Raw genomic sequence first — 12,428 nt, 5'->3', positions numbered from 1 at the left:
TATTCGCTATTCGCTATTCGCTATTCGCTATTCGCTATTCGCTATTCGCTATTCGCTATTCGCTATTCGCTATTCGCCCTTCTCAACTATCCCAGCCCGCGCCCGGAATCCCCGGATTTGCGTAGACGATACCGCCATCGACCGCGATCGTATTCCCCACCACGTAGTCGCCCGCGCGCGAGGCGAGGAAGATCGCTGTGCCCGCCATGTCCTCGTCGGTGCCGATGCGCCCGGCGGGCACGCGCGAGGCGACCTCGTCGGCGTTGTCGCGCGCGGCCTTGTTCATGTCGGACTTGAACGGTCCGGGCGCGATCGCGGTCACCACGACGTGGTCCTTGATCAGCTTGGCCGCCATGCGCCGCGTCAGATGGATCAGGCCGGATTTGCTCGCCGCATAGGAATAGGTCTCGAGCGGGTTGACGAAGATGCCGTCGATCGAGGCGATGTTGATGACCTTTGCGGGCCGTTCGGCGCTGGCCGCCGCACGCAAGGGAGCTGCGAGCGCCTTGGTCAGGAAGAACGGCGTCTTGAGGTTGAGGTTCATCACCTTGTCCCAGCCGCTCTCCGGGAATTCGTCGAAGTCGGCGCCCCACGCCGCGCCGGCATTGTTGACGAGGATGTCGAGCTTGGGCTCGCGCTCCTTGATCTCGCCCGCGAGCGTCTCGATGCCGGCCATCGTCGAAATGTCGATCGGCAGCGCGACGCATTCGCCGTCATATTCCGTCGTCAGTGCCTTGGCGGTCGCCTCGCAGGGCCCGGCCTTGCGCGCGGTGATGTAGACCCTCGCCGCGCCATGCGCGAGCAGGCCGGATGCGATCATCTTGCCGATGCCGCGCGAGCCGCCGGTGACGAGCGCGATGCGTCCTTCGAGTGAGAACAAGTTCCTGAGCATGAAGCCTCCCTTTTCTTATGTCATGCGCGCTTGTGAGCGGGACGCGCCAGCACGTCAAGGGAGACGCCGTCGCACGAAATCGCCGCAATTCAATCGGGGGAACGTTATGGCGGGGCCTATGCCGCGTCGATGCGGCGGAAGCCGTTCCACATCGCGGTGGCCGCGCCCGAGGTCAGCACCGGCAGCACGCGGGCGTCCTGGTAGTGGCCGTTCAGCGAGACACGCGACAGGGCCGTGAGATGATCGGCGCTCTCGGCGAAGATCATGCCGGGGCGGGTGGTGACGGCGGTCTTGTAGCCGGTCGCGGCCGCCAGCACGAACTCGCGCTGGGAGGCGGCGGCGCGGTCGCCGTAGGGATAGGCCATGTGTAGCACCGGCCGCTGCAACTCGTTCTCGATCCGAGCACGGCTGTCGGCGATCTCGATGCGCGCCGTCTCCTCGGTCTGCTTGGCGAGATTGCAGTGACTGATCGAATGTGCGCCGATCGAGATCAATGGCTCAGTCGAAAGCGCCCGGAGCTCGTCCCAGGACAGGCAGAGCTCACGGCAGATCGAGGCCTCGTCGACGTCGTAGCGCGCGCACAACGCGCTGATCTCACGCCGGATGTCGTGCTCGCCCGGCAGTGCGCGCAGCCAATCGTGCAGGCGCTGGAACGTCACGCATTTGGCTGCCGGCGTCGATGCATCGAGCTGCAGCGACAGCCCGCCGATCTCGATGTCGATCGTTTGCGCCTTCGCGACCAGCCGCTCCAGCGTCACCCACCAGAGCCGGCCCAGTCCCGATGCGAAATCGCTCGTCACATAGATGGTGAACGGCGCATCGAACTCGCGCATCACAGGCAGCGCGAAGTCGCGGTTGTCGCGATAGCCGTCGTCGAAGGTGAAGCAGGCGAAGCGGCGCGAGAAGTCCTTCGCCACCAGCCGGCTGTGCAACTCGTCGAGGGTGATGATCTCGATGTCGTGGTCGCGCAGGTGCGACAACATTTCGCGCAGGAAATCCGGCGTGACCTCGAGGTGACAATTGGGCTGGAAATCGGCGTCGTGGTGCGGCCGCACATGATGCAGCGTATAGATCGCTCCCACGCCCGAGAAGATCGGGCGCAGCCAGACATGCGCGCCGCTCAGATACAGCGCTTCCAGGCCGGCACGGATAAAGGTTTTGCGAAATCGCCTCATCTGAAATATGCGGCCCGGTGAGTGTCGGGACAAGGTTACCGACGAATGATTGAAGAAAGCCTTAGCCTGCGGTCGCAACGTACCGCGCGGCGCGCCTCATTTCCGGTTTGACAGGCATGCAAGGGTTTGTTTTCTCTCTGCTTCCTCGATGCGACGGATGACGAATGCGTGGACTTTTCAGGTGGAGCGGGAAATGGTGGCCTGGCGTCCTCCCGCTGATCGTGCTTTGGGGCCTCGCGGCCTGGACCAGCACCGTTCCCCTGGAGAATGATCTCGCCGGCCGCAGTTCGGCCGTCCTGAAGGGGGCCGTGCTCGACAGGACAAGCGTCACGGTGGATGGCCGCGATGTCTCGCTGCGCGCCAATGCTTTTTCCGAGGCTGGACGCCGCGATGCGGTCGCTGCGGTGGACGGCGTGGCCGGCGTGCGGCTCGTCAACGACGAGACGCGGCTGGTCGCCGAGGCCAAGCCCTTCGTCTGGTCGGCCGAACGCGACGTCGTCCGGGTGACACTGGGCGGCAATGCGCCGCTGCCCGCCTTGAAGGGCAGGCTGATGGACGCGACGCGGGCGGCGCTGCCGGGCGTGGAGGTCGCTGACCAGATGGGCCTGGCGCGCGGCGCGCCAACGCGCTTCGAGGATGCGGCGCTGCTGCTGATCGGCCAGATCGGCAGGCTGAAGGACGGCAAGTTCACGATCTCCGATGGCGAGGTCGCATTGTCCGGCATGGCCCGCGAGCTCGGCGGCCGCGAGGCGATCGCGGCCGCGCTCGGCAAGCTGCCGGACGGCTTCAAGGTCGCCAGCAACGAGGTCAAGGCGCCGCCCTACATCTTCCAGGCCTACAAGGACCCGGTCGCGGTCACCGTGACGCTCGCCGGCAACGTTCCCGACGAGAACATCCACGCCGTCGTCGTCGGCTCTTCATCGCGAAAATTCTTCAGCGAGAAGGTCGTGGACAATCTCAAGAACAGCATCGGTGCGCCCACCAACTTCGTGAATGCGGTGGTGCCGGCGCTGGGCGCCTTGTCGCGGCTGTCGACCGGCACGCTGGTGGTGTCCGACCGCGACATCAAGATCTCCGGCGACGCACTCTATGACGCCGCAGCAGCCCAGATCCGGACCGGGCTCGCCAAGGATGTCCCACAGGGCTGGCAGGTGAAGGCCGACATCACGGTGAAGCCGGCAGCCGCCCCGGTCGATCCCACGGTGTGCCAGCAGCTGTTCTCCGACCTGCTCGGCAAGGCGAAGATCCGATTCGAGACCAGCCGCAGCGACCTCGACAGGGATTCCACCGGTCTGCTCGACCGCCTCGTCGAGATCGCGTTCCGCTGCCCCTCCGCCAATGTCGAGATCATCGGCCACACCGATGCCGATGGCGACCCCGCGGCCAATCAGGTGCTGTCGCAGAAGCGCGCCCAGGCCGTGGTCGATTATCTGGTCAAGGCCGGATTGCCGGCCGACCGCTTCACCCCGATCGGCTATGGCAGCACCCAGCCGGTCGTCTCCAACGACACCGCCGACGGCCGGGCGCAGAACCGCCGCATCGAATTCGTGGTGAGGTAACGTCATGGCCTATCTCGTTGCCTTTCACTGGGACTGGCTGGCCGGCGCCTTCGCCATCGGGCTGGCGATGGGCTGGGTCGCCGTGGTGCATCGCGCCCCGCGCGTGTCGGGCTGGCTGACCTGGCTGCTGGCGGTGCTGGCCGCCGGCCTGGTCGCGGCGGCCGTGGCCTGCCTGATCCCCGGACGGGCCGGCTACTGGCTCGAGCTGCTGCTGATCATGTTCGTGCCCTACCTCGTCGGCTGCGCCATCGGCACGTGGCTGCGGGCGCTGGTGGTGATCCGCAGCATGCGGACGAAATCGGCGGCCTGAAGCGGCCGCCCGGCGGTCTGCGCCCGACGCCACCTGCCAAGACTGCTGCCAAGACTGCGGCGGCGCCCCCCGCCGTCGGCGTGCCCGGGTCATCGCAACTGCGAGACACGAAGGTTTGACGAGGTGCGACCCTGTCAAACGCGCAGCCGGCGCTTATCGTTGAACGATGACGACCCGCCCAGCTGTGGGGCCCCCCGGAAAGCCCGGAGATGCGCGTTCCTCACCGAAGTTTAACCTGGGCTTTGCGGGCTGGCCGGGAGCGTGCGCCGACGCTCCGTCCTGCAGGATGGCCTGTCTGATGACTTTGCCTGATGTCTTGCCTCATGTGCGGCAAAACGGTGCATCGCATTTCCGTAAAGCCTGCTAAGTATATCCATGTGTACGCTTTTGTTCGCACGCTCCGTGTTCCCCAATGCGTCGAAACGCGCTACGAGGGCGTTGTATGCGCACATGATGCTGCGGCCTCCGGGGCGCGGCGTCCCCGGCCGTCGTGATCGGATCACGGTGAGAGGTGTAGATGCTTGAAGCCATACGCAGAGCGGCCACGTTCCTGCGCGAGAAGCAAGTCCTGCACAAGCTCGGCGTGCTGATCAGCATCGCTGTGATCGCGGTCGCCTGCTACGTCCTCTACCACATGCTTCGCGGCATCGACACCTACGAGGTGCTCGAGGCGATCAAGAGCACGGAGCCGCATCAGATCGCGCTCGCCGCGCTGTTCGTCGCCGCCGGCTATTTCACGCTGACCTTCTACGACCTGTTCGCGGTGCGCGCGATCGGCCACGACCACGTGCCCTACCGCGTCAATGCGCTGGCCGCCTTCACCAGCTATTCGATCGGCCACAATGTCGGCGCCAGCGTCTTCACCGGCGGTGCCGTGCGCTACCGCGTCTATTCGGCCCATGGGCTGAACGCCATCGACGTCGCCAAGATCTGCTTCCTCGCCGGCCTGACGTTCTGGCTCGGCAATGCCGCCGTGCTCGGGCTCGGCATCAGCTATCATCCGGAGGCGGCGGCCTCGATCGACCAGCTGCCGCCCTGGGCCAACCGCATGGCGGCGATCGCGATCCTGGTCGGTCTGTTGGGGTATGTCGCCTGGGTATGGACCAAGCCGCGCGTGGTCGGCCGCGGGCCGTGGACCGTGGTGTTGCCGAGCGGCCCGCTGACCCTGCTGCAGATCGCGATCGGCATCATCGACCTCGGCTTCTGCGCGCTCGCGATGTATGTGCTGGTGCCGGACGAGCCCAATCTCGGCTTCGTCGTCGTGGCCGTGATCTTCGTCTCGGCGACCTTGCTCGGCTTCGCCAGCCATTCCCCCGGCGGGCTCGGCGTGTTCGACGCCGCGATGCTGGTCGGGCTGTGGCAGATGGACCGCGAGGAGCTGCTGGCCGGAATGCTCTTGTTCCGGATGCTGTATTATTTGGCGCCGTTCCTCATTTCTGTAATCTTGCTGACGTTTCGCGAGGTTATCATCAGCACGCGGTCGAAGCGGCTGCGGCAGGCCGCGCTCAGCCTCGATCCGGGCCCCCCGCCCGAAGCCGCTTTTGTGAGGAAGCGCAGCGATTCCGGTGCCTGACGCCAGCTCAAGGGAATAGTAGGACGAGATGGCTCTCGACGCTCCCTCCGACACGGCGCTCTCGATCTTCACCCCCTGGCCGGACCGGCTGCGCCATTCCGCGATCATCCTGCTGGCTGCGGCGCTCGCGCTTGCCGGGCTCGTGCTGCTGGACGAGCTGCTGCCGCTGCGGGCCCTGGCGGTATTCCTGTGTATCGCCGCCGCCGCCCTGGTGCCGTGGCGGCTGCATGGCGCGGTCGCCAAGCGGGAGGAGGAGCGCCACGCCAACCCGGTCGAGGCGCCGGCCGTGAGCGCAGTGGTCGAAGGCATCCCCGATCCCGCCGTGCTGCTCGATCGCGCCGGCCGCGTCATCCACCTCAACGCCGCCGCCGCGCAGCTCGCGCCTGCCTTGCGCAAGGGCGAACTCGCCCAATTCGCGCTGCGCACGCCGGAGATCATCACCGCGCTGCGCGAGGCGATCGCTACCACCGAGATCCGCCGCGCCACCTATCACGATCACGTTCCGGTCGATCGCTGGATGGAGCTGATCATCACGCCGGTGCCGGTGCCGACGGCGTTCGGCGGCACTGACAAATGCATGCTGATGACGTTCCACGATCTGACCCCGCTACGCCGGGTCGAGGAGATGCGCGCCGATTTCGTCGCCAATGCCAGCCACGAGCTGCGCACACCGCTGGCGGCGCTCTCGGGCTTCATCGACACGCTGCAGGGGCCGGCCAAGGACGATCCGAAGGCGCGCGAGCGCTTCCTCGGCATCATGCACATCCAGGCGACGCGCATGGCGCGGCTGATCGACGATCTCCTGTCGCTGTCGCGGGTCGAGCTGTCGGCGCATGTCCAGCCCCACGCCATGGTCGACGTCGTCCCCATCATCCGCCAGGTCACCGACGGGCTGGAGTCGCTGGCGCGCGAGCGCCAGGTGGTGATCGAGACCAGCCTGCCGGAGGCGCCGGTGACGATCGCCGGCGACCGCGAGGAGCTGCTGCGCGTGTTCGAGAACCTGATCGAGAACGCGCTGAAATACGGCGCCTCGGGCGGCCGCGTGATCGTCTCGCTGGAGCAGGCCGTCTCCGCCGAGAACGCGCCGGAGATCCGGGTCAAGGTGCGCGATTTCGGCCCCGGCATCGCGCCCGAGCATCTGCCGCGGCTGACCGAGCGCTTCTATCGCGTCGATGTCGGCGACAGCCGCGCGCAGGGTGGCACCGGGCTCGGCCTCTCTCTGGTGAAGCACATCCTCAACCGCCATCGCGGCCGGCTTCTGATCGAGAGCGTGCCGCGCAACGGCGCCGCCTTCACGGCCTGCTTTCCGCAGTCCAGGCCCGCAGCACGCGCCTGACGGGCGGGCGCATCTTGCGGCCCGGCGCAGGCCGGGCGCACGTCATCGATCGTTGTGAACAGAGGCCGGACATCGCGAGGCGATGCGGAGCACCTCATCGCCCGCCGTGGTCGCCGGCCGCTCAGCGCGTGGTCGACTTCGCCGGCTGGCGGCGGCGGTCGGCCGCGGGCTGATAGGCGACGCGCGAATGCTGCGCGCAATAGGGCAGGCCGGACAGCGCCTTGCCGCCGCAGAAGAAGAAATCCGCGCTCGAGGGATCGCCGACCGGCCAGTGGCAGGTCGCCTCGTTGAGCTCCAGCAGCGACAGCCGCTGGTTCATCGGCACGACGTTGTCGAATGCAACCGGATCGGGATCCGCCTCAACCTCGAAAACCTGCGCGAGCGCCGTGTTGCCGCGCGCCACCGGGCGCGCCACCCGCATCATCGGCTGTGCCGGGCGGGCCGCCTTGCGCTGGCGCGGTGCCGCGGTGGCCGGGCTCTTGGCGCGGCCGGACAGGCCCAGCCGGTGCACCTTGCCAATCACGGCGTTGCGCGTCACGTTTCCGAGTTCCGCGGCGATCTGGCTGGCCGACAGTCCGGCTTCCCAGAGTTTTTTCAGTTGCTCGACGCGATCGTCGGACCAGGTCAATACGGTCATCGAACCTTTCCCTTCGCGTTGCGCCGGCCAATTCCGGGACGGCGCTGCGATGCTGTCTCAAGAAAATCCCTGGCGGCAGAATCCCTTGTCCCTCGCCGGGCGCGCGCAAGGCACCCGGACGTTACGCAAACTCAGAGAACTTCGAGAGGGATCAGAACTGCCGCACGAGATGTCGTACTCGACGTTGAAAACGCTACAATATGGCGTGACTCCCGCGCAAGAGTCGGTGGCCGCAGTCCACACATTCCGTGGTTCCCTGTGGCGTGTCTCGATCTGTGTCAGGCGTCCGGAATCTCACGGGCCGGCCCCCCATGCATCAGCTGACGCGTAGTTGACTCCCACCGCTGCCCGCATACAATAGATGCACGTGCCGCCTTGAAAAGGCGGCACATTTTGTTTTCCAGGGTGGGGTCCCTGATGCGCGATGGCGCCGCGTGGCGCGTGTCTCGGCCGGCCCGTCAGCTCATGTGATCCGCCATGACCAGTGTTGCCGCTACGCATCTCCTCCCCGTATTCGCCCGGGTCGATCTTTCGTTCGAGCGCGGCGAAGGCGCGTGGCTGATCGCGACCAATGGCGACCGTTATCTCGATTTTACCTCGGGCGTCGCAGTCAATTCGCTCGGCCATGCGCATCCGCATCTGGTCAAGGCGCTGCAGGAGCAGGCGGCCAAGCTCTGGCACATGTCGAACCTGTTCAAGAGCCCGGATGGCGAGCGCCTTGCCGCTCGGCTGTGCGAGCAGAGCTTTGCCGACTACGTGTTCTTCGCCAATTCGGGCGCGGAGGCGATGGAAGGCGCGATCAAGATCACGCGCAAATATCACGCCGCCAAGGGACATCCCGAACGCTATCGTATCATTACGTTCGAAGGCGCGTTCCACGGCCGCACGCTCGCCACGCTCGCCGCGACAGGTTCGGCCAAATATCTCGACGGCTTCGGTCCGCCGATGGACGGCTTCGATCAGGTTCCGTTCGGCGACATCGAAGCAGTGAAGAAGGCGATCGGTCCGCACACCGCCGGTATCCTGGTCGAGCCGGTGCAGGGCGAGGGCGGCGTGCGCACCGCGCCGCTGCCGTTCTACAAGGCGCTGCGCCAGCTCTGCGACGACAACGGTTTGTTGCTGGTCATCGACGAGGTCCAGACCGGCATGGGCCGCACGGGCGATCTGTTCGCGCATCGCTGGCTCGGCGTCACGCCGGACGTGATGTCGCTGGCGAAGGCGCTCGGAGGCGGCTTTCCGATCGGCGCCGTGCTCGCGACGGCCGAGGCCGCGTCGGGCATGACGCCGGGATCGCATGGCTCGACCTTCGGCGGCAATCCGCTGGCGGTCGCCGCGGCCAACGCCGTGCTCGACGTGATGCTGGCGCCCGGATTCTTCGATCACGTCCGCAAGATGTCGCTGCTGTTGAAGCAGAAGCTCGGTGCCGTTCTCGATCGTCATCCCGATGTCATCTCCGAGATCCGAGGCGAGGGCCTGCTGATCGGCGTCAAGGCGGTGGTGCCGTCGGGCGATCTGGTCGCGGCGCTGCGCGATCAGAAGCTGCTCACGGTGGGGGCCGGCGACAACGTCGTACGCTTCCTGCCGCCGCTGATCGTCAACGAATCCGAAATCGAACAATCGGTCGAGATGCTCGATCGCGCCTGCGCGGCGCTGTCGGGCGGGCCTGCCAAGCAGGCGGCCGCATCATGAGCAAGACCATGGGCAACACGCCGCGTCATTTCCTCGATCTCACTGAGATGCCGGTGGAGGAGTTGCGCAACGTGCTGGCGCTGTCCAGCGCGATGAAGAAGACCTTGAAGGCGCGCGAGCCGGCGAAGAAACCGCTCGAGGGCAAGGTGCTGGCGATGATCTTCGACAAGCCGTCGACACGCACCCGCGTGTCGTTCGACGTCGGCATGCGCCAGCTCGGCGGCGAGGCGATCATGCTGACCGGCACCGAGATGCAGCTCGGCCGCGGCGAGACCATCGCCGACACCGCGCGCGTGCTGTCGCGCTATGTCGACGCCATCATGATCCGCATCCTCAGCCATGAGGCGCTGCTCGAGCTCGCCGCGCATGCCACCGTGCCCGTCATCAACGGCCTGACCCGGCGCTCGCATCCCTGCCAGGTGATGGCCGACGTGATGACCTTCGAGGAGCATCGCGGCTCCATCGAGGGCCGCACCGTGGCCTGGACCGGCGATGACAACAACGTGCTGGCCTCCTGGGCGCATGCCGCCGAGCGCTTCAAGTTCCGGCTCAACGTCGCCACCCCGCCGCAGTTGTCGCCGGGCAAGCCGATGAAGGATTTCATCCGCGCCACCCGGGCCGACATCCATCTCGGCCACGATCCGGAGGTCGCTGTCGCCGGTGCCGACTGCGTCGTCACCGACACCTGGGTGTCGATGGGAGACAAGGATGGCGAGCACCGCCACAATTTGCTCAAGCCCTATCAGGTCAATTCCAAGCTGATGTCGCTCGCCAAGCCGGAGGCGCTGTTCATGCACTGCCTGCCGGCGCATCGCGGCGAGGAGGTCACCGACGAGGTGATCGACGGCCCGCAGTCGGTGGTGTTCGACGAAGCCGAGAACCGCCTGCACGCGCAGAAGGGCATCCTGGCCTGGTGCTTCGGCGAGCGGGCTTAGGGGCTTGATAACGAGAAAGTTTGAGCTACGTATTCGGTGCACCCTCTCCCCTTGTGGGAGAGGGTGGTTTCCATGCGGAGCATGGAAACCGGGTGAGGGGTTGCCCCGGGCTCAGGCTTGAGTGTGTGGCACCAACCCCTCACCCAAGTGAGTTCGCTGCTTCCGTCGGTGTAGCCCTCTCCCACAAGGGGAGAGGGCGCATTCATCAATCCCGTGAGGGCTGATCTTTCGATCGCGTTCGCCGGTTGATTAGTTCAAGGTTTGTTTGAATCCGCGGGGCAAGCTCGGTGCACCTTCTCCCTTGTGGTGGCATGATCGACCGGCGGCGCGGTCATACTGGGTGAAGGGTCTCTCTCGGTTCGCTCAGCTTTACGAGAATGTCCTCGAGAACGGCCGAGCGTTGAAGGAGCACCTCGTTGTTCAAGTACCTCACAACTCTAAACCCCTCTCTTGCGAGCACTTCCTCTCTCGTCCGATCACGCACCGCGTCGGCATGCTGACTGCCATCGATCTCGATGACCAGGCGCTGCTCGAAGCAGACGAAATCGAGGATGTAGTCCCGGAACGGCACTTGTCGTCGAAACTTGAACTGCGACAGGCGGCGGTCGCGCAGCAGCCGCCACATAGCAGCTTCGGCATCAGTTGGCTCCCGACGCATTGCTTTCGCGAAGCCGCGGATGCGCTTGGCCGTTGGTCGATGATGCGGTGCTTGCGTCACCACCCCCACCCTGCGATGCGACCTATCCTCTCCCACGAGAAGGTATACGGAGCCCGCGGTATACGCTAGTTCCATCCCCCTTCACTTTCCCCGCTTCATCCCCAAATACGCCCCATGACAACCAACTCCCCCGACACCGACATCCATCTCGATACCAGCCGCGCCCCCTCGGCGGTGCCGGTCGACGACGCCGTGCTGCCGTTCGAGGTCGCGGCGCTCGATCTGCGCGGGCGACTGACCCGCATGGGTCCCGCGCTCGACGATATCCTCACCAAGCACGCCTATCCCGCGCCCGTGGGCAAGCTGCTCGGCGAGGCCATCGTGCTGACGACGCTGCTCGGCTCCTCGCTGAAATTCGACGGCCGCTTCATCCTGCAGACCCAGACCGACGGGCCGGTGTCATTCCTGGTGGTCGACTTCCAGGCGCCCGACCGGCTGCGCGCTTACGCACGCTATGACGAGGCGCGACTGCAAGAGCTGAAGGATTCGGCCAAGGACTCCGGCGGCCTGCTCGGCAAGGGCCATCTGGCGATGACCATCGATCAGGGCGCCGACATGAGCCGCTACCAGGGCCTCGTCGCGCTTACCGGCGGCAGTCTGGAGGAGGCTGCGCATGAATACTTCCTGCGCTCCGAGCAGATCCCGACCCGTGTGCGCCTCGCCGTCGGCGAGGAGTGGAGCGGCGGCAAGCACCGCTGGCGCGCCGGCGGCCTGCTGACGCAGTTCCTGCCCCAGGCGCCCGAGCGCCTGCGCCAGGCCGATCTGCATCCCGGCGATGCGCCCGAGGGCACCGAGCTGCATGCGGTCGAGGAAGACGAGGCCTGGATCGAGGGCCAATCGCTTGTTGCGACGGTCGAGGATATCGAGCTGATCGACCCGGCGCTGTCCGGCGAGCGGCTGCTGTATCGTCTGTTTCACGAGCGCGGCGTCCGCGTGTTCGACACCGTGCCGCTGCAGGCGCGCTGCTCCTGCTCGCGCGATGCGGTCGCCAACATGCTGAAGAGCTTCTCGCCCCAGGACCGCGCCGACATGGTGCAGGGCGACAAGGTCGTCGTCACCTGCGAGTTCTGCTCCTCAGTCTATCATTTCACTCCGCATGAAGCCGGCGTGACGGAGAATTGACTCTGTTGCGCTCGCTCCGCGCATCGTAGCGATCGTGGTCGAGCGACAGCCCTCCGTACGTCATCGCGAGCGCGTCGTCGCTTCGCTCCTCGCGATGACCCTCGATAGGCGGCGGCTGCGTCGCGCGGCGTCGGAGAGAATGTCGGGAGTTCGTGTGCGCCGGCGATTTCGATTAGTTCGTTGTTGAAAATCGGTTTTCTCGCTGATCGACGCCACATCCTTGCCCGTCGCGTTGATTGGTCGCAGCAACAAACAGCTTGTGCCGTCGGGCAAATCACTGGCACATTTCCGCGCATCCTGTTGCCGCATGAGGGGCGTTTCGCGACCGTCACGGACCGTTGGCAGTGGGAGGCGATGGGCGTGTGTCGTTGCAGCGCGATATTTGCGCGGACGAACGGCGATGCACGCACGGTCAAGTCGCGCGGTCCTGATATCCCGATGCTGATATCAACTCACGTTGAGGCTTCGCTTCGCGTGGGGAT

At 65.9% G+C, this 12,428-nt stretch carries 11 protein-coding genes and 1 pseudogene; 8 read left to right on the top strand and 4 right to left on the bottom strand.

Annotated elements, in window-relative coordinates:
* Positions 1–82: 82 nt before the first annotated feature.
* Positions 83–892, bottom strand: coding sequence for an SDR family oxidoreductase (locus QX126_RS33400; protein WP_315786865.1), 810 nt, complete (start codon positions 890–892; stop codon positions 83–85).
* A 116-nt stretch (positions 893–1,008) separates the two neighbouring features.
* Positions 1,009–2,067, bottom strand: a complete 1,059-nt coding sequence (locus QX126_RS33395; protein WP_315786862.1) for a polysaccharide deacetylase family protein — start codon at positions 2,065–2,067, stop codon at positions 1,009–1,011.
* A gap of 164 nt (positions 2,068–2,231) precedes the next feature.
* Between QX126_RS33395 and QX126_RS33390 the strand changes: the two genes are divergently transcribed.
* From QX126_RS33390 to QX126_RS33375, 4 genes are all read left to right on the top strand, one after another.
* Positions 2,232–3,626: an OmpA family protein gene (locus tag QX126_RS33390; protein ID WP_315786858.1), complete on the top strand. Its 1,395-nt coding sequence runs from the start codon at positions 2,232–2,234 to the stop codon at positions 3,624–3,626.
* Between the two features lie 4 nt (positions 3,627–3,630).
* Positions 3,631–3,936 (top strand): hypothetical protein, encoded by a 306-nt coding sequence (locus QX126_RS33385; protein ID WP_315786856.1) that lies wholly within the window; start codon positions 3,631–3,633, stop codon positions 3,934–3,936.
* 517 nt (positions 3,937–4,453) lie between these two features.
* Entirely contained in the window at positions 4,454–5,509 is a 1,056-nt protein-coding gene (locus tag QX126_RS33380) for a lysylphosphatidylglycerol synthase domain-containing protein (protein ID WP_315740515.1), read from the top strand.
* 28 nt (positions 5,510–5,537) lie between these two features.
* Positions 5,538–6,845, top strand: a complete 1,308-nt coding sequence (locus tag QX126_RS33375) for an ATP-binding protein (protein ID WP_315740514.1) — start codon at positions 5,538–5,540, stop codon at positions 6,843–6,845.
* Positions 6,846–6,966: 121 nt separating this feature from the next.
* On the opposite strand, the gene QX126_RS33370 is transcribed toward QX126_RS33375, so the two are convergent.
* Positions 6,967–7,482, bottom strand: coding sequence for a GcrA family cell cycle regulator (locus tag QX126_RS33370; protein ID WP_315740513.1), 516 nt, complete (start codon positions 7,480–7,482; stop codon positions 6,967–6,969).
* Positions 7,483–7,959: 477 nt separating this feature from the next.
* Here QX126_RS33370 and QX126_RS33365 point away from each other — a divergent pair, with 477 nt between their 5' ends.
* Together QX126_RS33365 and argF are read left to right on the top strand one after the other, a co-directional pair.
* Entirely contained in the window at positions 7,960–9,171 is a 1,212-nt protein-coding gene (locus QX126_RS33365; RefSeq protein ID WP_315740512.1) for an aspartate aminotransferase family protein, read from the top strand.
* An 8-nt stretch (positions 9,172–9,179) separates the two neighbouring features.
* Positions 9,180–10,106, top strand: coding sequence for an ornithine carbamoyltransferase (gene argF, locus QX126_RS33360; RefSeq protein ID WP_315717175.1), 927 nt, complete (start codon positions 9,180–9,182; stop codon positions 10,104–10,106).
* 331 nt (positions 10,107–10,437) lie between these two features.
* On the opposite strand, the gene QX126_RS33355 is transcribed toward argF, so the two are convergent.
* Complete coding sequence (locus QX126_RS33355; RefSeq protein WP_315786853.1) at positions 10,438–10,824, bottom strand: endonuclease domain-containing protein; 387 nt, start codon at positions 10,822–10,824, stop codon at positions 10,438–10,440.
* A 114-nt stretch (positions 10,825–10,938) separates the two neighbouring features.
* Between QX126_RS33355 and QX126_RS33350 the strand changes: the two genes are divergently transcribed.
* Together QX126_RS33350 and QX126_RS33345 are read left to right on the top strand one after the other, a co-directional pair.
* A complete protein-coding gene (locus tag QX126_RS33350; RefSeq protein WP_315786851.1) occupies positions 10,939–11,946 on the top strand; it encodes an Hsp33 family molecular chaperone in 1,008 nt (335 codons plus the stop codon).
* A gap of 180 nt (positions 11,947–12,126) precedes the next feature.
* A pseudogene (locus QX126_RS33345) lies at positions 12,127–12,428 on the top strand (hypothetical protein); the annotation flags it as partial.

It is taken from the genome of Bradyrhizobium sp. SZCCHNPS1003 (assembly GCF_032381555.1).
Lineage (GTDB): Bacteria > Pseudomonadota > Alphaproteobacteria > Rhizobiales > Xanthobacteraceae > Bradyrhizobium.
Note: the sequence above shows the minus strand (reverse complement) of the source record. Positions and strands in the feature narration are given on the sequence as shown.